The organism is Ruegeria sp. HKCCA0235A (assembly GCF_013033235.1).
In the GTDB taxonomy this organism is placed as follows: Bacteria; Pseudomonadota; Alphaproteobacteria; order Rhodobacterales; family Rhodobacteraceae; genus Ruegeria.
This window is the reverse complement of the sequence record NZ_WQDQ01000004.1, coordinates 254466-278442: the sequence shown is the minus strand read 5'-3', so window position 1 is coordinate 278442 and position 23977 is coordinate 254466. Positions and strand designations below refer to the sequence as shown.

Annotated in this window: 24 protein-coding genes; 13 read left to right on the top strand and 11 right to left on the bottom strand. The window is 56.6% G+C overall.

The window, feature by feature from the left end; genetic code table 11:
* Nucleotides 1-13: 13 nt before the first annotated feature.
* On the bottom strand, nucleotides 14-1264 hold the full coding sequence (locus GOW56_RS09445; protein ID WP_171205704.1) for an adenylate/guanylate cyclase domain-containing protein: 1251 nt from the start codon (nucleotides 1262-1264) through the stop codon (nucleotides 14-16).
* Nucleotides 1265-1324: 60 nt separating this feature from the next.
* On the bottom strand, nucleotides 1325-1777 hold the full coding sequence (locus tag GOW56_RS09440; protein WP_171120356.1) for a MarR family winged helix-turn-helix transcriptional regulator: 453 nt from the start codon (nucleotides 1775-1777) through the stop codon (nucleotides 1325-1327).
* A gap of 57 nt (nucleotides 1778-1834) precedes the next feature.
* On the opposite strand from GOW56_RS09440, the gene hmgA reads away from it, so the two are divergent.
* The 8 genes from hmgA to GOW56_RS09400 all read left to right on the top strand — a co-directional run bounded on the left by hmgA (nucleotide 1835) and on the right by GOW56_RS09400 (nucleotide 9088).
* On the top strand, nucleotides 1835-3190 hold the full coding sequence (gene hmgA / locus GOW56_RS09435) for a homogentisate 1,2-dioxygenase (protein ID WP_152457011.1): 1356 nt from the start codon (nucleotides 1835-1837) through the stop codon (nucleotides 3188-3190).
* The gene (locus GOW56_RS09430) at nucleotides 3187-3810 is read left to right on the top strand and encodes a LysE family translocator (protein WP_171205703.1); all 624 of its coding nucleotides are present in this window, start codon (nucleotides 3187-3189) and stop codon (nucleotides 3808-3810) included. The genes hmgA and GOW56_RS09430 overlap by 4 nt, the downstream gene beginning before the upstream one ends.
* Before the next feature lie 21 nt (nucleotides 3811-3831).
* Nucleotides 3832-5088, top strand: coding sequence for a fumarylacetoacetase (gene fahA / locus GOW56_RS09425; RefSeq protein WP_171205702.1), 1257 nt, complete (start codon nucleotides 3832-3834; stop codon nucleotides 5086-5088).
* A gap of 10 nt (nucleotides 5089-5098) precedes the next feature.
* Complete coding sequence (locus GOW56_RS09420; protein ID WP_039541551.1) at nucleotides 5099-6049, top strand: MBL fold metallo-hydrolase; 951 nt, start codon at nucleotides 5099-5101, stop codon at nucleotides 6047-6049.
* Between the two features lie 135 nt (nucleotides 6050-6184).
* Complete coding sequence (locus GOW56_RS09415; RefSeq protein ID WP_171205701.1) at nucleotides 6185-7795, top strand: FAD-dependent oxidoreductase; 1611 nt, start codon at nucleotides 6185-6187, stop codon at nucleotides 7793-7795.
* 5 nt (nucleotides 7796-7800) lie between these two features.
* Entirely contained in the window at nucleotides 7801-7998 is a 198-nt protein-coding gene (locus GOW56_RS09410; RefSeq protein ID WP_171169266.1) for a DUF2783 domain-containing protein, read from the top strand.
* Between the two features lie 11 nt (nucleotides 7999-8009).
* Nucleotides 8010-8648, top strand: a complete 639-nt coding sequence (maiA, locus tag GOW56_RS09405) for a maleylacetoacetate isomerase (RefSeq protein WP_171120367.1) — start codon at nucleotides 8010-8012, stop codon at nucleotides 8646-8648.
* A gap of 86 nt (nucleotides 8649-8734) precedes the next feature.
* A complete protein-coding gene (locus GOW56_RS09400; RefSeq protein ID WP_171205700.1) occupies nucleotides 8735-9088 on the top strand; it encodes a DOPA 4,5-dioxygenase family protein in 354 nt (117 codons plus the stop codon).
* Here the strand turns inward: GOW56_RS09400 and GOW56_RS09395 are convergent.
* Nucleotides 9067-10695 (bottom strand): acyl-CoA synthetase, encoded by a 1629-nt coding sequence (locus GOW56_RS09395; RefSeq protein WP_171205699.1) that lies wholly within the window; start codon nucleotides 10693-10695, stop codon nucleotides 9067-9069. The two genes, GOW56_RS09400 and GOW56_RS09395, sit on opposite strands and share 22 nt — an antisense overlap.
* A 221-nt stretch (nucleotides 10696-10916) precedes the next feature.
* Here GOW56_RS09395 and GOW56_RS09390 point away from each other — a divergent pair, with 221 nt between their 5' ends.
* The gene (locus GOW56_RS09390) at nucleotides 10917-12308 is read left to right on the top strand and encodes an aspartate aminotransferase family protein (RefSeq protein ID WP_171120373.1); all 1392 of its coding nucleotides are present in this window, start codon (nucleotides 10917-10919) and stop codon (nucleotides 12306-12308) included.
* A gap of 90 nt (nucleotides 12309-12398) precedes the next feature.
* Here GOW56_RS09390 and GOW56_RS09385 read toward each other — a convergent pair whose 3' ends face one another.
* The 5 genes from GOW56_RS09385 to GOW56_RS09365 all read right to left on the bottom strand — a co-directional run bounded on the left by GOW56_RS09385 (nucleotide 12399) and on the right by GOW56_RS09365 (nucleotide 16466).
* Nucleotides 12399-13574, bottom strand: a complete 1176-nt coding sequence (locus GOW56_RS09385; RefSeq protein WP_171205698.1) for a peptidase S41 — start codon at nucleotides 13572-13574, stop codon at nucleotides 12399-12401.
* 126 nt (nucleotides 13575-13700) lie between these two features.
* Nucleotides 13701-14066, bottom strand: a complete 366-nt coding sequence (rplT, locus tag GOW56_RS09380) for a 50S ribosomal protein L20 (RefSeq protein ID WP_152457001.1) — start codon at nucleotides 14064-14066, stop codon at nucleotides 13701-13703.
* A gap of 14 nt (nucleotides 14067-14080) precedes the next feature.
* A complete protein-coding gene (gene rpmI, locus GOW56_RS09375; protein ID WP_171205697.1) occupies nucleotides 14081-14281 on the bottom strand; it encodes a 50S ribosomal protein L35 in 201 nt (66 codons plus the stop codon).
* A 183-nt stretch (nucleotides 14282-14464) separates the two neighbouring features.
* Nucleotides 14465-16015, bottom strand: a complete 1551-nt coding sequence (locus GOW56_RS09370) for a sodium:alanine symporter family protein (protein ID WP_171169277.1) — start codon at nucleotides 16013-16015, stop codon at nucleotides 14465-14467.
* Between the two features lie 13 nt (nucleotides 16016-16028).
* Entirely contained in the window at nucleotides 16029-16466 is a 438-nt protein-coding gene (locus GOW56_RS09365; protein WP_152456999.1) for a universal stress protein, read from the bottom strand.
* Nucleotides 16467-16664: 198 nt separating this feature from the next.
* Between GOW56_RS09365 and GOW56_RS09360 the strand changes: the two genes are divergently transcribed.
* Nucleotides 16665-17126: an Lrp/AsnC ligand binding domain-containing protein gene (locus tag GOW56_RS09360; RefSeq protein ID WP_174831778.1), complete on the top strand. Its 462-nt coding sequence runs from the start codon at nucleotides 16665-16667 to the stop codon at nucleotides 17124-17126.
* Nucleotides 17127-17138: 12 nt separating this feature from the next.
* Here the strand turns inward: GOW56_RS09360 and pyk are convergent, their stop codons facing one another.
* Nucleotides 17139-18584, bottom strand: coding sequence for a pyruvate kinase (gene pyk / locus GOW56_RS09355; RefSeq protein ID WP_152456997.1), 1446 nt, complete (start codon nucleotides 18582-18584; stop codon nucleotides 17139-17141).
* A gap of 142 nt (nucleotides 18585-18726) precedes the next feature.
* Here pyk and GOW56_RS09350 point away from each other — a divergent pair, with 142 nt between their 5' ends.
* The 3 genes from GOW56_RS09350 (at nucleotide 18727) to GOW56_RS09340 (ending at nucleotide 20195) form a co-directional block, all read left to right on the top strand.
* Nucleotides 18727-19464 (top strand): N-formylglutamate amidohydrolase, encoded by a 738-nt coding sequence (locus GOW56_RS09350; protein ID WP_171120379.1) that lies wholly within the window; start codon nucleotides 18727-18729, stop codon nucleotides 19462-19464.
* A 131-nt stretch (nucleotides 19465-19595) separates the two neighbouring features.
* Nucleotides 19596-19793 (top strand): DUF6868 family protein, encoded by a 198-nt coding sequence (locus tag GOW56_RS09345; protein ID WP_371807892.1) that lies wholly within the window; start codon nucleotides 19596-19598, stop codon nucleotides 19791-19793.
* An 87-nt stretch (nucleotides 19794-19880) separates the two neighbouring features.
* Nucleotides 19881-20195 (top strand): DUF1244 domain-containing protein, encoded by a 315-nt coding sequence (locus GOW56_RS09340; RefSeq protein ID WP_152456994.1) that lies wholly within the window; start codon nucleotides 19881-19883, stop codon nucleotides 20193-20195.
* Nucleotides 20196-20322: 127 nt separating this feature from the next.
* Here GOW56_RS09340 and GOW56_RS09335 read toward each other — a convergent pair whose 3' ends face one another.
* Nucleotides 20323-20922 carry a carboxymuconolactone decarboxylase family protein gene (locus GOW56_RS09335; RefSeq protein WP_254447187.1) on the bottom strand — a complete coding sequence of 200 codons (600 nt, stop codon included), beginning with the start codon at nucleotides 20920-20922 and terminating at the stop codon, nucleotides 20323-20325.
* 368 nt (nucleotides 20923-21290) lie between these two features.
* Nucleotides 21291-23939, bottom strand: coding sequence for an AsmA family protein (locus GOW56_RS09330; RefSeq protein ID WP_171205695.1), 2649 nt, complete (start codon nucleotides 23937-23939; stop codon nucleotides 21291-21293).
* Nucleotides 23940-23977: the final 38 nt, after the last annotated feature.

Genomic DNA, 23977 nt, shown 5'->3' with positions numbered 1-23977 from the left:
AATAGCCGCAAATTCAATCGGATTCTGATGGCCCGCCGGGACTGTATACCGTAAACAACTCTTTCGGCTCATTCACGCCGCGCAGCATGTAGCGGCCGACCGAGACAAGCTCCTGCGCGCAGGGCTGTGCAGCGCGGGCGACATCGTCCGAGATCAGGATCCTCTGACCCAAAGACCGGTGCATTCCCGCGATGCGGGCGGCCTGGTTGACGGCCGGGCCGATCACAGTGAAGTCCAGCCGGGTCTCGGACCCGATATTGCCATAGAGAATCTCGCCCGAATGTAGGGCCAGCGTATAGTTGGCCACCGGCAGATCTTGCGCGCGGCGCCTTGCGTTCAGTTCATCCATGCGGGACTGCAACAAAGGCACGGCATCAAGCGCGGCACGGGCGTCTTCGTCGATCTCTCCGACATCAAACATTGCCATCAGCCCGTCACCCATGAATTTCAGGATGTTACCGCCCTTGTCATGCACCACACCCACCGCGACGGCCAGATAGTCGTTCAGCATGTCGATGATCTCATGCCCTGGCAGGTCTTCGGACAGCGTGGTGAAGCCTTCGAGGTCGAAATTCCAGATCACAGCATCGATTTGCTGCAAAGACCCGCGCCGAATTTCACCCGACAGAACCCGGCGACCGGCATCCCGTCCCAGATAAACCCGCATCAAATCCTTGGCCAGATCCTGGTTCTTGGCGGATTTGAGCGCCAGCCCCAGATGCGGCAGTACAGATTGTATTTTGTTCAGATCGCTGTCTTCGAATCCGTTCGGTGCGTCGCTAGTCCAGGACATCAGAACACCATCGCTGACCTTCTTCGTGCCGTCGGGGCGCAGTTGACTGGCCCCTTCATATGACAGGCCGGTGGCATAATAGTCTGTCGCTCCGATTTCACGCAGATCATTCAACAAGGGAAAGCGGCTGGGTTCATTATGGTCGACCAGTTTGACCCGGATTTCATCCAGATCTTCATTCAGCAGCGCATAGAGTGGGCTTTGCTGCCAAACTTCGCTGGGCGTTTCCGTGTATTCAAACTTCTCGGATTCACCGCCCGCGCCGTTGTACCAGCTGTAACCGGTACCTCCGTAAACCGGATGCAAGGTCGACTGCGCCGCATGAAAGCGCATCAACGGAATACCCATTTCCACCAATCGGGCACAAAACCCTTCCAACAGCTCTTCTTGCCCGGCGCCCTCTAGCCCCTTGTTGACCAGCCATTCGATCAGGGAATGTGAGAAAACTGAAGCGGAATCTGGCAATGTCATTTTGTTGTCCGTATCAAGTATGATCCCCATTTGGGGGCAGGCCGCGTCAATTGCCATAGGTCAGTCCAAACCAGCCAACCTTTGCAGCATTTGTCGCAACAACGCGGCCTCTTCCGGTTTGAACAGGCCTGACAGTTTCGCATCGTAATTAGCAGCAACGCCGCGCAGGTCACGATACACAGCTTGCCCTGCTGGTGTTAGTGTCAACCATTCCGCCCGCCGATCCGCTTCGTCCCGTGTGCGTTTCAGGTATCGACGCTGTTCCAGCTTGGCGACCGCACGGCTGATTTTGGTTTTGTGCATTCTGGCGCGCTCACCGATTTCCTTGGCGGTCATCTCGCCAAACAAACCCAAATGGAACAATACCCGCCATTCGGTTCTGAGCATCCCATAACGGCCCTTGTAAACTGCCTGAAACTCTAGCGAAGCCCGTTCGGCCGCCTGATTCAGCAGGAAGGGCAGAAAATTTTGCAGATAAAAGTCATCATTTTTTTCGGATTCATCGTGTGTCATGCTTGTTAGTTACAAAATCAACTATTAACCGACAAGCAGCAAACGGAGGAAAACGCAATGAATCGTCCGACTGATCCGCATACGCTGACACAGGCTGCGACGCCTGTCGGAACTCATGCAGGCTATATGCCAGGCTTTGGGAACGACTTTGAAACCGAGGCCCTGCCCGAGGCCCTGCCGCAAGGGATGAACAGCCCGCAACGGTGCAACTATGGTCTTTACGGAGAGCAGCTGAGTGGCACGGCCTTTACCGCCAACCCACCCGAGCGCACCTGGTGCTATCGTATTCGCCCATCCGTAAAGCATTCACATCGTTATGAAAAAATTGACCTGCCCTACTGGAAATCGGCCCCCTGCATTGATCCGGATGTGATCAGCCTTGGCCAGTACCGCTGGGATCCCATCCCGCATTCCGACGAAGGTCTGAACTGGATGACGGGTATGCGGACCATGACGACCGCAGGTGACGTGAACACGCAGGTCGGCATGGCAAGCCACATCTATCTCGTCACGGAATCCATGGTGGATGACTATTTCTTCTCGGCTGATTCCGAATTGCTGGTTGTGCCACAGGAAGGACGCCTGCGATTTGCGACAGAACTGGGAATCATCGACTTGGAACCCAAGGAAATCGCGATCATTCCACGCGGTTTGCTGTACCGGGTCGAGGTTCTGGAAGGCCCTGCGCGCGGCTTTGTCTGCGAGAATTACGGTCAGAAGTTTGAACTGCCGGGGCGCGGACCAATCGGTGCCAACTGCATGGCTAATCCGCGCGACTTCAAGGCACCGGTGGCCGCTTATGAGGATCGTGAAACCCCTTCTACCGTGACAATCAAATGGTGCGGGCAATTCCACACAACCAAGATCGGCCACAGCCCACTGGATGTCGTGGCATGGCACGGCAACTATGCGCCCTATAAATACGACCTGCGCAACTATTGCCCCGTCGGCGCGATCCTGTTTGACCACCCCGATCCGTCGATCTTTACCGTTCTAACGGCTCCGTCCGGCCAGCCCGGCACGGCCAATATCGACTTTGTCCTGTTCCGCGAACGCTGGATGGTGATGGAAGACACGTTCCGCCCGCCGTGGTACCACAAGAACATCATGTCCGAGCTGATGGGCAACATCTACGGCCAGTACGACGCGAAACCTCAGGGCTTTGTTCCCGGCGGCACAAGCCTGCACAACATGATGATCCCGCATGGCCCCGACAGGGAAGCCTTCGATAAGGCGTCATACTCCAACCTGGGGCCGGACAAGCTGGACCAGACAATGTCGTTCATGTTCGAAACCCGCTTCCCGCAGCACCTGACCCCGTTTGCCGCCACCGAAGCGCCGTTGCAGGATGATTACATCGACTGCTGGACATCGCTTGAGAAGAAGTTCGACGGAACGCCGGGCAAGAAATGAGCTTGGATATCTGGATCACCTATGTGGCAACGGTCCTGCTGCTGATGAGCACACCGGGACCCAGCCAGTTGCTGATGTTGTCAAACTCAGCAACTAACGGGCTTCGGCGCGGGCTGTTCACCGCTGCCGGAGATCTGACGGCGAACTTTCTGCAAATGCTGGCGGCGGGGCTGGGCCTAGCCGCCCTGATCGCCACATCTGCAACCGCACTGACGGTCATCAAGTGGTTTGGTGTCACCTATCTGGTTTATCTAGGGGTTAAACAGATCCTAAAGGCCCGTATGTCTGAAGCGCAAACCGCGCCCAAGGCCAGCCGCAAATCGCTTTGGATGCAGGGGTTCATTACTTCTGCCGCAAATCCTAAGGCCGTGGTCTTTTTTGCAGCACTGTTTCCGCTGTTCATTGACGCAGCCCTGCCCTTCTGGCCGCAATTCGCCATTCTGTCGTCTACCTATCTGGTCATGGACGGGATGTTCCTGACCGCATATGGCGGCAGCGCAAGCTGGCTGGCTCGCCGTTTGCAAGGCCCGGCAAAGCTGTGGCTTGACCGCATTGGCGGCAGCTTCATGATCCTCGCTGCTATCTTGTTGGGGCTGAAATCCCTTCGCCCTTCTGCTTAACCAACAAAACAGGGACATCGTATGCCTCTAATGACATCCTGGGTGGCGTCGGCCAATGACGCGACACATCCGTTCCCACTGAATAACCTGCCGTATGGTGTCTTCTCGACCGAAGGTGATGATCCCCGCTGCGGTGTGGCCATCGGCGACATGATCCTCGACGTCACGGCAGCCGAAGCCGAGGGGTTGATCACCCTGAGCGACGAGCCGCTTTTCGACATGCCGTTCTGGAACCCTCTGATGGAGGAAGGCCCAGCCGTCTGGACCGCGCTGCGCGCGCGGCTGATCAGCCTGCTGGCCGAGGGTTCAGATGAACAAGCCAAGGTCGAACCGCTGCTTGTCAAACAAGAAGATGCGGAAATGCGTCTGCCCTTTGCGGTCAGCGAATACACCGATTTCTACGCAGGCCGAAACCATGCCTTCAACGTGGGCACCATGTTCCGGGGGCCGGAAAACGCCCTGCCGCCGAACTGGCTGCACATTCCCATTGGTTACAACGGCCGCGCATCTTCGGTCGTGGTTTCAGGCACGGATATTCGCCGCCCCTGGGGTCAGTTGAAAGCCCCCGATCAGGACTTGCCCGCCTTCCTGCCCAGTCGCCGTTTTGACATCGAGCTTGAGATGGGCGCGATTGTCGGAACGCCCTCGGATGGTCCGATCACCGTGCAGGAAGCGGATGACAATATCTTCGGTTACGCGCTTCTGAATGACTGGTCTGCGCGCGACATTCAGGCATGGGAATATCAGCCGCTGGGCCCGTTTCAGGCAAAGGCCACGGCAACCTCGATCAGCCCGTGGATCGTGACCAAGGCGGCGCTGGAGCCATTCCGCTGTGATACGCCGCCCCGCGAGTTCGAGCTGCTGGATCACCTCAAGGATTGCGGCCCGATGCTCTATGACATCGATCTGGCGATCACCATGGCACCTGCCGGACAACCCGCCACGACGATTGCCCGGACCAATTACAACCAGATGTACTATTCCGCTGCGCAGCAATTGGCGCATCACACCACATCAGGATGCCCCATGAACACGGGCGACCTGCTGGGATCGGGAACCATTTCCGGGCCAACCAAACCTGAACGTGGCTCGTTGCTGGAGCTTAGCTGGGGCGGCAAGGAACCTCTGACATTGGACAGCGGTGAAACCCGCAGCTTCATCGAGGATGGCGACACGTTGACCCTTACCGGCGCAGCTCGTGGCGACGGCTACACGATCGGCTTCGGTGAATGTGTCGGCACCGTTTTGCCCGCTCTTGAAAACCCATATTCACGATAAGGAACCCACCATGGCCAAGGCATTCGCGTCCCAGGGGGACATGTCGGAAAAAAAGATCAGCTTTACTGAAGTCGGAGAAGGGCTTTATGCCTTTACTGCTGAAGGCGATCCGAATTCGGGTGTGATCATCGGTGACGACAGCGTGATGATCGTCGAGGCGCAGGCGACTCCGCGTCTGGCAAATAAGGTTATCGAATGCGTGCGTTCCGTCACCGACAAACCGATCACGCATGTGGCCCTGACCCACTACCACGCAGTGCGTGTTCTGGGCGCAAGCGCGTTCGGCGCGCAGCAGATCCTGATGTCGGACATGGCCCGCGCCATGGTTGTCGAGCGGGGTCAGGAAGACTGGGACAGCGAATTCCAGCGCTTCCCGCGCCTCTTTGAAGGGCATGAAAGCATCCCCGGCCTGACATGGCCCACCACCACCTTCAGCGATACGATGACGGTGTATCTGGGCAACCGCCGGATCGACCTGATGCATCTGGGCCGCGCGCATACGGCAGGCGATATCGTCATCCATGTGCCGGATCAGAACGTGATGTTCACCGGCGATATCGTCGAATATCACTCGGCCTGCTATTGCGGTGACGGTCATTTCAGCGATTGGGGTGACACGTTGGACGAGATCAAGTGGTTCGATGTCGACGCCATCGCACCGGGGCGCGGCGATGCGCTGGTTGGCAAGGACATGGTGAATGCGGCCATCGAGAACACCCGCGATTTTGTCGAAAGCACATACCGGCCGGCGGCGAAGGTCGCGGCGCGCGGCGGGTCCCTGAAAGAGGCCTGGGACGCAGTCCGCGCTGAATGTGATCCGAAGTTCGCCGACTACGCAATCTACGAGCACTGCCTGCCGTTCAACGTGGCCCGCGCCTATGACGAGGCGCGCGGCATTGACACGCCCCGCATCTGGACCGCCCAGCGCGACCTCGAGATGTGGGAAGCCCTGCAAGGCTGACGAAAAACGGTCGAGTTTGATCCAGATCGTTTTTTGCGGCGGGATTCGATGAAACCATAAACTAAGACCTCCGGCGCCCGTCGCCGGGGGACAGGACATGCAGCACATCGGTGCATCTGTTTCGGGGGGGAGCCCATGAACAAGATCTTTGAAACGCCGCTTTACGGATATAAACGCAGCCCGGATCAGGACAGCCCGACGCCCGTCAGGCACAAGGTCATCGTGATCGGTGCGGGGCCGGTTGGTCTGGCCGCCGCCATCGATCTGGCCCAGCAAGGGGTCGAAGTTGTGGTTCTGGACGAGAATGACAAAGTCAGCTTCGGCAGCCGCGCCATCTGTTTTTCTCAGCGTACGCTGGAAATCGCAGACCGGCTGGGTTGCGGCCAGCGATTGGTCGACAAAGGCGTGCTGTGGGACCGGGGCAAGGTCTTTTTCGACGACCGTCAGGTCTATGATTTCAACCTTCAGCCGGACGAAGGTTATGCCAACCCGGCCTTCATCAACTTGCAGCAATACCATTTTGAAAACTTCTTTGTGGAACGCGTGCGCGAGTTGCAGGCAAAAGGCGCACCGATTGAAATTCGCGGGCGCAACAAGGTTGACGCAATCGGTACGCACGAAGATCATGTTCGGCTGGAGGTCGAAACCCCCGAAGGCCCCTATACACTCGAGGCCGAATGGCTGATCGCCTGCGATGGTGCCGCGTCGCCCACCCGGCGCATGCTGGGCATCGATTTCGAAGGGCGTGTTTTCGAAGACAATTTCCTGATCGCGGACGTGATCATGGATGCCGATTTCCCCTCGGAACGCTGGTTCTGGTTTGACCCGCCGTTCAATCGCGGGCAATCCGCGCTTTTGCACAAACAACCCGACAATGTCTGGCGTATTGACCTGCAACTGGGTTGGGACATCGACAAGGAACGCGAAAAGCGCCCCGAGAATGTGATCCCGCGCCTCAAGGCGATGCTGGGCGATGACGTCGAGTTTCAGCTGGAGTGGGTCTCAATCTATACGTTCCAGTGCCGCCGCATGGAGAGCTTCCGCAAAGGGCGTGTCCTATTCGCCGGCGACAGCGCGCACCAAGTCAGCCCCTTTGGCGCGCGCGGTGCCAATTCCGGCCTGCAAGACACTGACAACCTGTGCTGGAAACTGAAACTGGTGCTGGATGGGAAAGCCCCAGAAAGCCTGCTGGACAGCTACAACGCGGAACGCGTGCACGGGGCTGATGAGAACATCCAGAAATCCAGCCGCTCCACCGATTTCATCACGCCGAAATCCGAAATGTCGCGGGTTCTGCGGGATGCGGTTCTGGACCTCAGCGAGAAGTACGAATTTGCCCGTCCGTTGGTGAATTCAGGACGCCTGAGTCAACCTTGCACCTATGACGGCTCGACCCTGAATTCTGCCGACGCGCTGGATGGCCCAGCCGAAACGCGCCCCGGCTCGGCCTGCCCGGATGCGCCGCTGGGTGATGCGTTCCTGTTGCCCAAACTGGCAGGCAAATTCACCCTTTTGACGATTGATACGGATGCCCCAGAAGTGCTGGAAGAAGACGGGGTCGAGGTCACGCGGTTGGCGCTGTCGGTCAAGGATGACCAGACCCTGGCGCTGAAACGTCGCTATCTGGGCGACGCAACCAGCGCGGTTTACCTGATCCGTCCTGATCAGCACGTGGCGGCGCGCCGGGACAGTTATGAAGAAAACAGTTTCCGCCATGCAATCCGCAGAGCCTGTGGCAAGGAGTGAGCGCGATGTCTGACCTGATCCTATCCCCGAATATCGACGATGCTGACGACTTCTATGCCGAGCTGCTGGCCGCGCATGAAGGGCTTGAAAAAGCCGGCAGTGACGCGCTGAACGCCCGACTGGTTCTGGTGCTGGCCAATCACATCGGCGACAAGGCGGTGTTGTCTGACGCTATTCGCGCCGCCACCCTGGTCGACAAGTGACGGATTCGAATGTGAGCAAAACCGTCCTTTATGACTATTGGCGGTCCTCGGCCAGCTATCGGGTGCGGATCGCTCTGAATCTGGCCGGGATCGACTATCGCGCGGTTGTCGTCGACCTGGTGGGCGGCGAACACAAGGGCGATGCACATATCGCGCGAAATCCACAAGGGTTGGTTCCGGTGCTGGATATTGACGGGCAGCGGCTGACACAGTCTCTGGCCATTCTCGACTATCTGGACAAGACACGTGAATTGAACCTTCTGCCCGACGATGCAGCAGGGCGCGCGCGCGTGCAGGCGCTGGCCTATGCGATTGCGGTGGACATTCACCCTGTTTGCAACCTTTCAGTTGCTCGCCATGCGACCACCCTCAGCAAAGACCCGACCGACATGCCCGGAGAGTGGATGCGGCACTTCATACGGCCGGGGTTGCAGGCCTTCGAGACCATGTTGGGTGAGTTTGAACAAACCCCCTATTGTGTCGGTTCACAGCCCGGCCTCGCCGACATCTGCCTGATCCCGCAGATCTACAATGCACGCCGGTGGAAGGTCGACCTGTCGGACATGCCGCGTCTGCTGGGTGTCGAAAAGGCCTGCGCCGATCACCCCGCATTTGTCGCGGCGCATCCTGACAGGCACGCACCCCAATAAGCTTGCACAGGTCCTGTGTGCCGGTGTGCCTAGGCGTCCGTCGCAATCGGACTTAGCTTTGTTTCATCAAAGCAAAAGAGGTTCTGATGCCCGAGATCACCGGATACCACGCCCATGTCTATTACGACGCCGACACGCAGCACACGGCGCAACAGGTCTGCGAAGAGGCCGCCCGTCTGTTCCCCGTCCGGATGGGACGCATGCATAGCCGCAATGTCGGCCCCCACCCGCGCTGGAGCTGCCAATTGAGTTTTGCGGCTGATGCCTTCGATCAGGTCACTCCGTGGTTGATGCTGAACCGCCGGGGCCTTACGGTTTTCACCCACCCGGAAACCGGAGACCATCTGGCCGATCACCGCGATCGCGCGATCTGGATGGGTGAAATGCTGGATCTGGACCTGTCGATCTTTGACACGCTTCAGCCCAGCGCCCGCGCCTGATCCCGCAGAACGAATTTCTGCACTTTGCCGGTTGAAGTCTTCGGCAGGGTGCCAAACACCACGGTCTTGGGCGCTTTGAAATGGGCCATGTTGTCCCGGCAAAAGGCAATCAGCTCTGCCTCGGTCGCGGTTGTACCGGGCTTCAGCTCGACAAAGGCACAGGGGGTTTCGCCCCATTTCTCGTCTGGCCGGGCCACAACCGCGGCTTCCATGACTGCCGGGTGTTTGTAGAGAATGCCCTCGACCTCGACGGAGGAGATATTCTCGCCGCCTGAAATGATGATGTCCTTGGACCGGTCTTTGAGCGCGATATAGCCATCCGGATGCATGACGCCCAAATCGCCGGATGCGAACCAGCCGCCCTTGAAGGCCCCATCGGTGGCATCAGGGTTCTTGAGATACCCTTTCATCACCACGTTGCCCTGCATAAAGATCTCGCCCATGGTTTCGCCATCCGCGGGCACGGGCTCCATCGTTTCGGGATCGGCCACCATCAGGCCAGACAACGCCGTATACCGCACGCCCTGCCTTACTTTCAGGGCAGCACGGTCTTCGGGTCCCTTGTCGTTCCATTCATCCTTCCACGCACAAACGACCGAGGGCCCATAGGTCTCGGTCAGGCCATAAACGTGCGTGACCTCGACCCCCATAGCTTCCATCGCTTCGATCACGGCGGCCGGCGGCGGAGCGCCCGCGGTCATAACCTTGATCTGATGGTCAAAGTCTTTCAGTTCATCCGGCGCGTGGGCCAGCATGTTCAAAACGATGGGAGCACCGCAGAAATGGGTGACCTTCTCATCACGGAATGCCACATAGATCGGCTCGGCACGCACGGCGCGCAGACAGACGGACACGCCCGCATTGGCGGCCATGGCCCAGGGGAAGCACCATCCGTTGCAGTGAAACATCGGCAAGGTCCACAGATAGATCGAATGCTTGGGCATATCCCAGTCCAGCAAATCCGATTGTGCATTCAGCGTGGCGCCGCGGTGGTGATAAACCACGCCCTTGGGATTGCCCGTTGTGCCGGACGTATAGTTCAGCGTGATCGCGTCCCATTCATCCTCGGGCAGTGACCAGTCAAATTCGGGGTCTCCCTCTGATATCAGGGCGTCATAGGTCAGGCTGCCAAGCCTTTCACCGCCTTCAAAGCTGGGATCCTCGATGTCGATTACCAGAATATCATGATCAACCTGCTCCAGCGCCTCTTTCACGACGCCGGAAAACTCGGGGTCAACCAACAAGGCCTTGGCTTCGGCGTGGTTCAGGATGAAAGCGACTATCGGAGCATCCAGACGCGTGTTGATGGCGTTCAAAACGGCACCCGCCATGGGCACACCAAAATGCGCTTCGTACATCTCGGGGATGTTTGCGGCGATAATTGAAACGGTATCACCCTTTCCGATACCCCGCGCATTCAGGGCCCCCGCCAGCCGGCGGCACCTGGCATAGGTTTCAGCCCAAGTATACCGCCGCTCACCATAGACGACCGACGGGTAATCGGGATAAACCTGCGCCGTGCGCTCAATGAAAGAGAGGGGCGACAAGGGTGTGTAATTCGCCCGGCATTTGTCCAAATGACGCTCATAGATATTCGTCGCTACCAACTGCTGATCCTCCCTGCACTCGGTTTGCGCGACTTGAGCACAAACTTGGTGCTCTGACAAATCCGTAGTATTACGATACCCTTATTGACTGGCAATACGGGATGGTGCGATCTGGCCCTACTTAGATCCGGCCATTCGCGGTGATCTGAAGCATCTTAAACATATGCCGGGGCACGCCATTTCCGCACCCCGTGCACCGCACCTCACTGAAAGGACTTGTCATGGACGGCACGTTCAACGAAAACGATCTTTCCCGCGTGGTCGAAGCCGACCGCGCCCATATCTGGCATCATCTGATCCAGCACAAACCCTTTGAAACCAATGACCCCCGCATCATTGTCGAAGGCAAGGGCATGCGCGTCTGGGACCAGAAAGGCAAAGAGCATCTGGATGCGGTTTCCGGCGGCGTCTGGACTGTCAACGTCGGCTATGGCCGCGAATCGATCTGCAAGGCCGTTTACGACCAGCTGATGAAGCTGTGCTATTTCGCCAATTCGGCCGGCTCTATCCCCGGCGCGATCTTTGCCGAGCAACTGATCGACAAGATGCCTGGCATGAGCCGCGTGTATTACACCAACTCGGGCTCTGAAGCGAACGAGAAGGCGTTCAAGATGGTGCGCCAGATCGCGCACAAGAAGTACGGCGGCAAGAAGACCAAGATCCTGTATCGTGACCGCGATTATCACGGCTCGACTCTGGCGACCATGTCGGCAGGCGGTCAGGACGAGCGCACCGCACAATACGGCCCCTTTGCGCCTGATTTCGTGCGCGTGCCCCACTGCATGGAATATCGCAAGCACGAACTGGACGGCGCCCCCGAAGAGAACTTTGGCGAATGGGCCGCAGATCAGATCGAACAAGTCATCCTGCGCGAAGGCCCCGACACCGTCGGCGCACTGTGCCTCGAGCCGGTGACCGCAGGTGGCGGCGTGATCGAAGCGCCCGAAGGATACTGGCAGCGCGTGCAGGAGATCTGCAAGAAATACGACGTGCTGCTGCATATCGACGAAGTTGTCTGCGGCGTGGGCCGCACCGGCACATGGTTCGGTTATCAGCAATACGGCATCAAGCCGGATTTCGTGACCATGGCCAAGGGCGTCGCCTCGGGCTATGCCGCGATTGCCTGCATGGTCACCACCGAGGAAGTCTTTGACATGTTCAAGGATGATGCTTCGGACCCGATGAGCTATTTCCGCGACATCTCGACCTTTGGTGGCTGCACTGCCGGTCCGGCGGCTGCGATCGAAAATATGCGCATCATCGAGGATGAAAACCTGCTGGGCAATTGCGCGGCCATGGGTGACCGCATGATGGGCAACCTTCAGGCGCTGATGGAAAAACACAAGGTCATTGGCGACGTGCGCGGCAAGGGCCTGTTCCTGGGTGCCGAGCTGGTCGCAGACCGTACCAGCAAAGAGCCTGTGGACGAGAAACTGGCACAGGCGGTTGTGGCCGACTGTATGAACCAGGGCGTGATCATCGGTGTCACAAACCGCTCGATCCCAAGCCGCAACAACACGCTGTGCTTCTCGCCCGCCCTGATCGCCACGGCTGATGACATCGACCAGATCACCGACGCGGTCGATGGCGCGCTGGGGCGTGTGTTCGGGTGAATTCCCTCAATGAATTTACGAAAACCGGCGCTGAATGCGCCGGTTTTTTTGCGTTCGCGTGGCATCTACGCGGGCTCTCCTGCCATTCGTCTAATTTCTCAGACTTCTGAGAATTCGTTGATAGAACGCGCCGTGTGCATCTTCAGCGGTAGGTTCGGTGATCAATTCCCAATCCAAATCCAGTGTTCCAGCCGGAACTAGTTGCCGCGCGATCTCGGCTGGTGTGGTTTCATCGCTGGTTCCGTTCTCCCAATCGTGAAAAGCCGATGAGTATCGAACGACCGCCCCGCTGGTGGGCAAATCGAGCGAACCTCCCTCGGCAAAAAACGTCAACCCGTCACCCATTTCTTCCCCTATGAGCTTGAGCCTAGGTCCCAATCGATGTTTGAGGATGGCGACAAAAACTATCGCAGCCGAAAACGTGAATTTATCGACAAGCACAACAACCTGCCTGCTTGCGTTTTCAGAGATGGCGTCGATCAAGGGCATCGTTTTGAGAAAGTCGCCACCGGTGTTTCCACGAATGTCAATCAAGAGCGTTTTTTCCGAGCAAACGCTTACTTGTTCTGCTGCACCTGAGATGGCTTTCGGCAGCGCACCTTCTCCTGAATCGAGAAAACTGGGCAACAGTATCGCAAGCCCAAGTCCCCGCCAGCCCTTAGTCTCCACAAGTCTCTCGGGTGTCCAAGCCGGATCGCTCCGGCCATGCTCGTTTCTCGGGTAGAGCGTTGATGCAGGAACCGTATGACCGTTTTCCACTTCGAATTCGGATATCTGACCGTTCTCGTCTTGCACGCGATACTCGGTCGTTTCGTCTTTTGAGGAAAAACCGAGACGAGCCAAAGCATAGGGCCACACGAGTATAATCGATCCGATTACCCGTTTCCTTTGGCGCGTTCCTGCCAGAAATGTTTCTGAGGCGGCTTCGATTTGGCTTAACGGTGTGCCGTTGACTGCAACCAGCTTTCCTCTGGGCGCAGTTGTTTCTGGTGCCGTACCAACTAACTGGATGGCAGTTCCGATGCTCACGAATCTCAGCGGGAGCACCGAGATGGCATCATTCGGAATCAGCCGCGTGTGCCCGTTGTCGGGAAGCGCCAGTAGGCGCATTGTTGAAAACAGAAAGGCCTCTTTTAGACCTTCTGAAGCGTATCTTCGGGCATCACTAATGCAACTGTCTATCGCCGTCTTTTCGATCCGCCGAAAGCTGGGATCGCGTGGCAAGGCAGTTTCCAAAACTTGCTCAAAGTCTTGTATCAGCGACATAGTTTAAGGTGCGCACGACTGCTGGACGATGTCCAGAGTGTGCTTAACACCGACGTCCAATCTATGGAAAACAAAAAAGCCGCCCCAAATGGGACGGCCTTTCTTTCACTGTCTCTCGAAAGAGGGTCAGGCGGTCAGAGCTGCCTGAGCTTTGGCGACGATCGCGCCGAACGCTTCCGGTTCGTGCACGGCCAGGTCGGCCAGAACTTTGCGGTCCACCTCGATACCGGCCAGGTTCAGGCCGTTGATGAAGCGGGAATATGTCAGTGCTTCGTCATGCGAACGGACAGCAGCGTTGATCCGCTGGATCCACAGGGCGCGGAAGTTGCGCTTGCGGTTCTTGCGGTCGCGGGTTGCATACTGGTTGGCCTTGTCTACGGCCTGACGGGCAACCTTGAAGGTGCTCTTGCGGCGGCCATAGTAACCTTTGGCGGCCTTGATGACCTTCTTGTGACGGGCGTGAGTTACGGTTCCACCTTTAACGCGGGACATCTCTTAATCTCCTCTTAGTGGTCGTAGGGCATGTAGCCCTTGACGATCTTGGCGTCGGGGGCGGACAGGGTGGTGTTGCCACGGGCGTCGCGAATGAACTTTTTGGTCCGCTTGATCATGCCGTGCCGTTTGCCGGCCTGGCCAGCAAGGACCTTACCGGTCGCAGTCACCTTAAAGCGCTTTTTGGCGCTCGACTTGGTCTTCATCTTAGGCATTTCCGTCTCCTTTTTCGGGTTCGGTTCCAGACGCGACTCGGCATGCCATCTCGGCCGGTCACGCGATCAGAAGCGCCGTTTACGCAAGTTCGGTCATACTGGCAAGGGGGTTTGGATCAGATTCTGCGCTTTTTGCCGGCTGATCGGGCACTGGGGCGACAAAGGCCGCCCCAGTGATTGGGTTTAGTGTTCGAATTTCCGGATTTCACCGGTTTTCAGGCGCTCGGAATACGAGGCCAGCTCCTGACGCACCACTTTCATCAGGAAGTAGAGCGCAAAGACGTTGACCACCGCCATCGCAAAGATCGCCGCATCCGAGAAGTCGATGACCGGGCCAAGGTTGGCTGCGGCACCGATGACGACGAAGATGCAGAAGATGATCTTGAACACCAGCTCTTTGGTGTGGCCCTCACCGAACAGGTAGGTCCAGGCCTTGAGGCCATAGTAGGACCAGCTGATCATGGTCGAGAAGGCAAACAGGATCACCGCAACCGCCAGGATATACGGGAAGAAACTGAACGCGCTGCCGAAGGCGGCAGAGGTCAGGCTGACACCCGAGTTGCCGTCAACAGTGGCAATCGCCGTGCCGGCCTCATTCAGCATGTAGTTTCCGGTTTCCGGATCGATGATCAATTGCTGGGTGATGATGATGACCAGAGCGGTCATTGTGCAGATCACCACGGTGTCGATGAACGGTTCCAGCAAGGAAACGAAGCCTTCCGTGATCGGTTCCTTGGTCCGAACAGCCGAGTGCGCAATCGCTGCCGAGCCAACACCCGCTTCGTTCGAAAACGCCGCACGTTTGAAGCCCTGGATCAGCGCCCCGACCATGCCGCCTGCAACACCCAGACCGGTGAAGGCGCCGGCGAAGATCTGACCAAAGGCCCAGCCGATCATATCCGCATTCATCAAGATGATGACCAGAGCGGTCAGAACATAGAGAATGCCCATGAACGGTACCACCTTCTCGGTCACCCGTGCGATAGACTTCAGGCCACCAACGATGACCATGAAAACAACCGCTGCGAAGACCAGCCCGGTAATCCAGCCCGGATAGTCACCCACGATTCCCGCGATCTGCTGATGCGCCTGATTGGCCTGGAACATGTTGCCCCCACCCAGCGCGCCAAGGATACAGAAGATAGAGAACAAAACCGCCAGGATCTTGCCACCCGGCAAGCCCAGTTCGTTGAACCCTTTGGACATATAGTACATCGGGCCACCCGAAACGGTGCCGTCTTCGTACTCGTTGCGGTACTTCACGCCCAGCGTACATTCGGTGAATTTCGACGCCATCCCCAGGAGACCCGCCAGGATCATCCAGAAGGTTGCACCCGGTCCGCCGATGCCGACGGCAACAGCAACACCCGCGATATTCCCCAGACCGACCGTACCGGAAAGCGCTGTGGCCAGAGCCTGAAAATGGCTGACCTCGCCCGCATCATTGGGGTCGGAATAGTCACCTTTGACAAGACTGATTGCGTGGCCAAAAAACCGCATCTGCACAAAAGCAAAATACAGCGTGAAAACCGTCGCAGCGATCACCAGCCACATCACGATCCATGGGAAACTGGTCCCGGGGAATGGCGCGAAGATGAAGCTGACGAATGGACCGGTCAGATTAGCGAAAGTCTGGTTGATTTTTTCATCAAGCCCCGGAGCTTCTTGCGCAAAGGCAGGGCTGGCGACAATAGCGGCTGCCATTGAGGCGCCGAGTTGTTTAAGCATTCTCATTTTGTCCCTCCCTTCAGTTCACAACCGTGACCGGAACATCGGCATGCATCACAAGGTTCTGGGTCGAGCTGCCGAAGATACGTTTCTTGATCCCGTCCGCCGAAGACCGGCCGACAACGATCTGCGAGCCGCCCATTTCCATTGTAATGGCGTTCAAGGTCTCGGCCACGTCGCCGTGGCGAACAACACCCTGCGCTTCAAAACCAGCCTCTCTGAGGGCCTCAACGGCAGGTGTCACGATCCGCGACGTTGCCAGATCAACCTCTTCTTCCCGTCGCTTGTGACGCTGCGCGTTTTCTTCCGGTGTCTGAAAGGTGTAAGGGGACCATTCAATCACATAAGCGACCACCAGTTCACACGACCCGATCAACTTTGCCAAATCTTTGGCAAAGGTAATCACGCGCTCACCGGTCTCTGTCCCGTCGAGTCCTATGACAATCTTTGTTGTCATGTCGTTCCTCCATTATTTTTCATTTGGCCGAGGCCCGTGCCCCCGGCAGGGCAGCCGGAACTTGGAACTTTCAATAAGACCGCCCTTTGGTAAGTATCAGGAATTTTCACTAGGAATTGGGGATTTTTTTGGTCTATATTCAGTGGAAATTGTCGTTTTACACTAAAATAACAGGAAGTTTTACTGATTAGTAGAGAATTGGACAATATCGATCAACGCATCCTGCACGAGCTTGAGGCCAATGGCCGGCTCTCAATAGTTGAGCTTGCGGCGCGCGTAAACCTTACAAACACGCCCTGTTCCGAACGTGTGAAACGGCTGGAAAAGAACGGCTATATCAAGGGCTACAGCGCCATCGTCGACAAAGAGAGAATGGGGCTGGCTCTTCTGACCGTCGTACAGGTTTCGTTGACCGCAACGGCCGAGCAATCCCTGGAAAAATTCAACGAGGCCGTACGCGATGTGCCGGAAATCGAAAGCTGCCTGATGGTGGCAGGGTCGTTCGATTATCTTCTGACTGTCCGCACCCGCGATATCGCGCATTTCCGGATGATACTGGGTGAGAAAATCAACAAGCTGCCCGGGATTCACCAAACCAGCTCATTCACGGTCATGGAGGCCGTGAAAGAGTCTGTTGGCCAAAGGGTGCCCGGGCTTTGATGCCCGTTCTGGTTATTCGGGATCCGTGCTGTAGATCAGTCGCTCGTCACAGGGCGCCACGCGCAGAATGTTGGTGGTACCCGGTACGTTGAACGGCACCCCGGCGGTGACAACGATCTGGTCGGTTTCAGTTGCAAAGCCCCCTGCCCTTGCGGCGCGCGCTGCGTTTACAACCGCGCTTTTGAACCGTTCAAGCTCGGGCGTCATGACGCAGTTGCAACCCCAGCTCAGGCAGAGTCTGCGCGCCGTTCCCATCAGCGACGTCATCGCGATAATCGGAACACCGGGACGTTCGCGCGCGGTCAATGCGGCTGTCGTGCCACTTTGCGTAAAGCAGCAGATCGCCTTGATATCGGTTTTCTCGGCTATTTCACGCGCGGCGGCAACAATCCCGTCCGCAACGGTGGTGCCCTTGGCGGTACGCGAGGCCGCGATGATCTGCGTATACGTCGGGTCGGCTTCAACTTCGATGGCAACCTTGTTCATCGTCTGCACCGCTTCGATCGGATACGCACCGGCTGCCGATTCCGCGCTGAGCATGATGGCATCGGTGCCTTCGTAGATCGCCGTCGCAACGTCCGACACTTCGGCACGGGTCGGCATCGGGCTTTCGATCATGCTTTCCAGCATCTGTGTGGCGACGATGACGGGCTTGGCTGCCCCGCGGCATTTACGGACCAGTCGTTTCTGGATCGGAGGCACGGCAGAAACAGGCAGTTCCACGCCCAGGTCGCCGCGTGCCACCATGATCCCGTCCGACGCATCAAGAATATCGTCAAACGCCTCAACTGCCGCAGGTTTTTCAATCTTGGACAGGATCGCTGCGCGGCCATCCGCAAGCGCGCGAGCCTCGAAAACGTCCTTGGCGCGCTGCACGAAGCTCAGCGCCAACCAGTCCACACCCAGTTGGCAGACAAACTCCAGATCCTCTCGGTCCTTGGCCGACAAAGCCGCCAGCGGCAGCACCACATCAGGAACGTTGACACCCTTGCGGTTCGAGATCGTGCCACCCACCTCGACCGTGCAATTTGCAAAATCCTGCCCGCAGTCCTGAACGATCAGTCGGATCTTGCCGTCATTCACCAGCAGGCGCGCGCCCGGCTCAAGCGCCGCGAAAATCTCGGGATGCGGCAGGCAGACCCGGTTGATGTCGCCCGCAGCAGGGTCGAGGTCGAGCCGGAAGGACGCGCCTTCTTCCAGCTCCTCGGCCTCGTTGGCAAAGACACCAACGCGCAGCTTGGGGCCCTGAAGGTCGGCCAGAATGGCAATCGGGCTGTCCAGATCCTTTTCCACCTGCCGAATGATCTTGTGCCGTTCGCGGATCTCATCATGGCTGCCATGGCTCATGTTCAGACGAAAGACATCCGCGCCAGCCTCGTGCAGGGCACGAATCGTGTCATAGTCATTTGACGCTGGCCCCAGCGTCGCCACGATTTTCACATTTCTCAGGCGTCGCATTGGCATAGACCTCCTTACGTCATCTCAAGTTTGCAGATCAGCTTCCGCGAAATGTTACCGCAAACATCATCTCGATGCTTATTGCGCAATTCCCTTTTCAAAGCAACTGCCCTACACCAGCGGCAAACAAGATGACAGGCTCATGACATACACTCCATTTTTCGTCCACGGTGCGGACCGCCCGTCTCGCTGGCTGATTACATGCGACCATGCAACCAACACTGTTCCCCCAGACGTAAATGGCGGCGACCTCGGTCTGCCGCGCGAGGATATGGAACGCCATATCGCCTATGACGTCGGTGCGTATGAGGTGTCGAAACACTTGGGCGAGATCCTGAACGCACCGGTGATTGCCGCCAACTTCTCGCGGTTGGTCATCGACCCGAACCGGGGTGAAGACGATCCCACGCTGTTGATGAAGCTCTATGACGGGTCAATCATACCCGGAAATCGCCATGCAGATGATGACGAGCGCGAACGTCGTCTGAATATGTGCTACCGCCCCTACCACGAGGCACTGGCACAAATGGCGGCCCTGCCCCATGCTGTGATCGTTTCGATGCATTCCTTCACCCGCCAGCTGCGCGGTCGTGAGCCGCGCCCATGGCACATTGGCGTGCTGCACACCTCGGACGAGCGGTTCTCTGGCCCGCTGATCGAAAGGCTTCAGGCCGAGGATGATCTGTGCGTTGGCGTCAACCAGCCGTATACCGGAGTTCTGCCGGGGGATGCGATTGACAAACATTGTACCGCGTTCGGACGCCCCAACGCACTGATCGAGCTGCGCAACGACTTGATCGCAGACCATACAGGTCAAAGGGAATGGGCCGAGCGATTGGCGGTGATCCTGCAAGATGCATTGGAAGCCAGCGACCTTTGACCGCAAGTCCTGCGCGTGCTTTTCCGCGCATCACGCTGTTGTGAGCACGGCCTTCATTTCCCATATCAACTGGGAAAGGGAGTCATCATGACACAAGAGTTTTTGACGACGTTTTTTTTGGTTGGATGGCCGTGCTCAATATCGCGGTGCTTCTGTTTACCACCCTGATGGTTTTGCTTTTGCAGGATTGGATTGCCGACATTCACGGCAGGATGTTTCGGATGGAACGCCCGGATGTGAAACGCGCCTATTTCAGGTATCTTGCGAACTACAAAATCCTGACGCTGGTTTTCTGCATCGTGCCGTGGCTGGCATTGAAACTGATGTGAAAAGGCGCTTCGGCACGTCCGTTTCTTGTAACGGGTCCACTGGATTGTTAGGTCAGAAGCAACTCAATCGCCATCCGGAGCCAGATCATGGACAAGCAAACCGAAATTGAACTTCAGGCTGCCGCATTTCGCCGGTTGCAAAAGCACCTGATGGAAGACCGCACGGACGTTCAGAACATCGACATGATGAACCTCGCCGGGTTTTGTCGCAACTGCCTGTCGCGCTGGTATCAGGAAGCGGCAAACGAAAAGGGAATCGAACTGGGCAAGGATGAAGCCCGCGAGATTTTCTACGGCATGACGATGGATGAATGGAAATCGAAATATCAAACCGAGGCCAGCCCCGAGAAACAGGCCGCCTTCAAGGTTGCGTTCGAAGAAAACGTCGGCACGAAAGACTGACAACGCAGAGCTCAAAAAGGCCCGCCGATCCGGCGGGCCTGTTGATTTGGATTTCCGTTTCAAGCTGTTGTGCCACGCCCGCCATACGCTTATTCGAGGCCCCTGGCCCAGACCGACAGATCAGAAGTCATGCGAAAAGCCCGTTTGCCTTGCCAAAATCAAGGTAGCACCTTTTGCTACGCAGGTTGTCGAGCACGTCTTCGCCGACGGAATTAGTATCTGAATGATACTCGGTAATTCCGGTGCCCTCTAACATACGATTCATCAAGTTGAACAAACCGCAAACTTGTATAGCGTCAAACAGCGCATTCTCGGACCAGCCGGCATCGTAGACTGCTTTTGCATCGGCTTCAGTCATGCGGGAGGGGCTGGTTGTTAATTTCCCGGAATAAGCCAAAATGGGTTTTAGACTGTCGTCGATATCCGCGCTTTCAAGATCATCCATCAAATCCTCGATGGTGCTGACATCAATGCCGAAAGCCTTGGCATGCGCGGTGTGCGCGCCATGACAAAAAGCGCAGGCGTTCAATCCGGAGACATAGGCTGCAATGATCTCTCGTTCCGCGATGCTGAGTTCACTGTCGCCCCGCATGACACGATTTTGGTACTCTGCCAGAGGTCCAAGTTTCTCCGGGAAAGCGCGATAGACGTGGCCCAGATTCGCGTCTTCGGGCAGGGACGGAAACAGGTTTTTCATTTCAACCTCTCGAAAATCAGTATCTTGCATCCTAGCTGGGCTCCGGGCTTTCGCAAACAAGCACCCTTTTGCATGTCGCAAGGCGGCATGGATTAGTTGGTGTTATCCCCGAGTATTGCAGTCAATTGCCGCGTTGCACGGTGTCAGAGTGCGCAAACTGTTGGCTAGCTTTAGGCATGCACGGATTTCCTGAACCTGTTTTGGAAGCTGTGGAAGCCTGTGACTGATGATCCAGCCATTGCCGCAAACACGGGGGTTCCGGGTGGTCACAAGACGTTGGACACCTAGCGTGATTTGGCCTTCAATCCACGCTCCTTGCCCAAAACAGACATCTTTAGCAGTCACATTACGATCCTTCACGAACTCTGGGTTCGGTCAGGTACCGAGCCGCTCGCCCACTATTGGAGCTGCAAAATATCCGGAACACAGAGTTTTCTTTTGGCCGGCATTTTATCCGCACCATCAGATCGTTTCAGCCTTTTCGGCCCATCCTTGACCTTGACGTTCGGCTTGGACAATGGACCCTTCAAAGTCACTGGCCAGGGGCTTTTCGAAAGGGGTTCGCCAATCTTTCGGGGTTGCAGATTCAAATCCAGAGATTTTCCCGCCACATTAACATCGCCAAAAACAACAACCTGGACATGATCTGTTTCCAGGGTGGTTTGTTTGGTCGAAAAATTTCCATTTGAAATATTGATCGGCGCGCGCAAGCATACGATTGGCGCAACCTTTTGTTTTTCTTTTGTAAATACCCAAGGCAAAACCCCAAGCCCCGCCAAATCCAGAAGCTGCGTTTCGATAGAGCCATCCCGCATTGAAACTGTGGCGCTGCCATTCATGGTGTTGGCAAAGTGTTTTGGTGAATCAGTTCCGCCGGTCACCGAAAAATCAGCATAGATCGTACCGCTGGCGCCCTTTTTGAAGTTCAGATTGTGGAGGATGTCATCCAGCTGCCAGCCGCCCGCCTTGCCGGTCAAAGTAAGCAGATGCGCGTCATTCGACAGATCCATTTGCCCGCTGACGTCGAAATGGGCGCCTCCGTATTCAAACTTCAACGGCCCGGCCTTAAGCTCTTCTTCGTTGAGGGTCAGATCACTCTGCAAACTGCTTATGCCTCTGGCGCCTTCGATATGCCGAAGATCAATATCAACATCCATATCCATACCGGACAAGAGAATTGAACGGCCGATAGGTTCAAGCGTCACATCTCTCAGCGGACCGGTGGCACTGTCTTCTTGATCGGCATCTTCCTCGTCCGCCTCTGAACCGCCTAACTTCCTCAACTGTGCGACGGCCTGAATGATGGTACGGATCTGATCTACCTTGATCAGCTCACTTTCAAGAGTACCCCGCAATACAGGGTCACTTGTTGCATCATCAAGATCGGCCACGATTTGCAGGGCAGAGTCGGCTACCTCGACAGCAGCATTTGCGTTCCAATCAGTGCCCTGGCTGACAAGCCCGATTTCAAACCGCGCAGGACCGGTTTCGACACGTTCAAGTGACAGCGCCTCCAACAGATCCGCCCCGGATGGAACATCGACATCAATTGCCAGATCCAGATCCTCGAATTTGAGCACGTTCTTGACCTTGCCATGCACCTCGAGATTCCAGACTTCCGTTTCGCTTGTCCGGCCATCCAGATTCGTTAAAGTCAGCTGATTTATGCCGCCGTTCAAATGAAAGTTGCCGGAAAACCTGCCAAGCTGGTCGTCCGGCCCCAACAACTCTGGAGAGATCAGACTGCTTGCCGGAATATCCATCAGACCTTCAGCTGATATGCCTTGCAACCTCAGCGCATCATCGACCGAGCCGTTCAAAATGACAAACGGATCAGCGGGGTTCCCAATTCTCAGGTTGATGCTTCCAACACGCAAGGCGCCTTCGGGTGTTCTGGATAGCTCGGAAAACTTGATTGGAGGCGGGCCTTCGCCCGAGGTGTCCAATGTGAACCCGTTGGTTTTGATAACCATTTGTCGCTGAGGAACCTGCCCAGGAACACTGTCCATTACCATATCAACCGCAACAAGTTTAAGATCATATCGTGATGCGGCGGGGGCTGGTTCAGCATTTTCCGGGTACAACCGAATACGTGTTGTCAGCGATACATCTTCGGGGTTTCCCAATTCCCCGATTTGCCCGTTCAGCGAGAGGCTTTGACCACCATCCAACTCCGCCAGCACGGCCAGATCATCGATGCGGGAAGTGCCATTCGCCGTATGGAACGTTGCGCCAATACGCCCAGAGCCTTCCAATACTCGATCAAGTTTCAGGATGTCGAGAAGCTGACCAAGTTCCACAATCTCTATAGTCGTCCTCACCTCAAGCCCGGCTTCCTGAGGGACTTCTTCGGCAAGAATAGAGACTTGTTCAAAAACCGCTGTTATCCGAAACGGGTCTTCCGCTGGAAACGTTCCGCTGAGCTCAAACCTCTCGCCGTTCAGCGAACCTTCCCCAGCCGCAGAGGCCGTGTTGGTTTGATCGTCACGCTTCAAAAGCAGTTCAGGAAGCTGCAGATTCAGTTCAATCCCATTCAATTCATTCTGATAAAAAATGGTGATGTCGGTCAGGTCAACTGTGCGGTCCGACAGAATTCCGGCGACCGGTAGCATAGGAGGTTTTGCGGTTTGCGAAGCTGCTGCATTCGGTTGAGAAACAGAGTGCCAATTTCCAACGCCATCCTTGTCAGTGATCAGGTTCAGGTGAAAACCCGAGATAGAAAGGTCACTTAGAGAAAGCTTATTGTTCCAGAGGTCACGCGCGGAAACCTCGAATTCAAGTTTGTCGATTGCCGCCAGCTTCGCATCTGCTTCCGGCGCCCCGGGTAGTACCAACCCCGCCGCTGATATCTGCAACTGCGGCCCCAGACCGAGACGCACTTCATCTTCTATTCTGACGTCCTGACCAAGTTTCTTACTGATCAGGCTCTCAACAAAAGTGGCCCTGACAGAAGAAAACAACGCGGAGGACAGGAATAGCCAGGCCGCAAAGACAAAAACAAGCGCAACAGCGCAACAAATGAAAACACCTTTGACAACGTATCTCACGCTTCTCTCCCACGGCTCCAAGTCAATCCTGAGCATCC

What these genes read in the sequence shown, in the direction of transcription:
- GOW56_RS09445 (WP_171205704.1), bottom strand. Translation starts at nt 1,264, where the DNA reads ATGACATTGCCAGATTCCGCTTCAGTTTTCTCACATTCCCTGATCGAA.
- GOW56_RS09440 (WP_171120356.1), bottom strand. Translation starts at nt 1,777, where the DNA reads ATGACACACGATGAATCCGAAAAAAATGATGACTTTTATCTGCAAAAT.
- hmgA (WP_152457011.1), top strand. Translation starts at nt 1,835, where the DNA reads ATGAATCGTCCGACTGATCCGCATACGCTGACACAGGCTGCGACGCCT.
- GOW56_RS09430 (WP_171205703.1), top strand. Translation starts at nt 3,187, where the DNA reads ATGAGCTTGGATATCTGGATCACCTATGTGGCAACGGTCCTGCTGCTG.
- fahA (WP_171205702.1), top strand. Translation starts at nt 3,832, where the DNA reads ATGCCTCTAATGACATCCTGGGTGGCGTCGGCCAATGACGCGACACAT.
- GOW56_RS09420 (WP_039541551.1), top strand. Translation starts at nt 5,099, where the DNA reads ATGGCCAAGGCATTCGCGTCCCAGGGGGACATGTCGGAAAAAAAGATC.
- GOW56_RS09415 (WP_171205701.1), top strand. Translation starts at nt 6,185, where the DNA reads ATGAACAAGATCTTTGAAACGCCGCTTTACGGATATAAACGCAGCCCG.
- GOW56_RS09410 (WP_171169266.1), top strand. Translation starts at nt 7,801, where the DNA reads ATGTCTGACCTGATCCTATCCCCGAATATCGACGATGCTGACGACTTC.
- GOW56_RS09400 (WP_171205700.1), top strand. Translation starts at nt 8,735, where the DNA reads ATGCCCGAGATCACCGGATACCACGCCCATGTCTATTACGACGCCGAC.
- GOW56_RS09390 (WP_171120373.1), top strand. Translation starts at nt 10,917, where the DNA reads ATGGACGGCACGTTCAACGAAAACGATCTTTCCCGCGTGGTCGAAGCC.
- GOW56_RS09385 (WP_171205698.1), bottom strand. Translation starts at nt 13,574, where the DNA reads ATGTCGCTGATACAAGACTTTGAGCAAGTTTTGGAAACTGCCTTGCCA.
- rplT (WP_152457001.1), bottom strand. Translation starts at nt 14,066, where the DNA reads ATGTCCCGCGTTAAAGGTGGAACCGTAACTCACGCCCGTCACAAGAAG.
- rpmI (WP_171205697.1), bottom strand. Translation starts at nt 14,281, where the DNA reads ATGCCTAAGATGAAGACCAAGTCGAGCGCCAAAAAGCGCTTTAAGGTG.
- GOW56_RS09370 (WP_171169277.1), bottom strand. Translation starts at nt 16,015, where the DNA reads ATGAGAATGCTTAAACAACTCGGCGCCTCAATGGCAGCCGCTATTGTC.
- GOW56_RS09365 (WP_152456999.1), bottom strand. Translation starts at nt 16,466, where the DNA reads ATGACAACAAAGATTGTCATAGGACTCGACGGGACAGAGACCGGTGAG.
- pyk (WP_152456997.1), bottom strand. Translation starts at nt 18,584, where the DNA reads ATGCGACGCCTGAGAAATGTGAAAATCGTGGCGACGCTGGGGCCAGCG.
- GOW56_RS09350 (WP_171120379.1), top strand. Translation starts at nt 18,727, where the DNA reads ATGACATACACTCCATTTTTCGTCCACGGTGCGGACCGCCCGTCTCGC.
- GOW56_RS09340 (WP_152456994.1), top strand. Translation starts at nt 19,881, where the DNA reads ATGGACAAGCAAACCGAAATTGAACTTCAGGCTGCCGCATTTCGCCGG.
- GOW56_RS09335 (WP_254447187.1), bottom strand. Translation starts at nt 20,922, where the DNA reads ATGCAAGATACTGATTTTCGAGAGGTTGAAATGAAAAACCTGTTTCCG.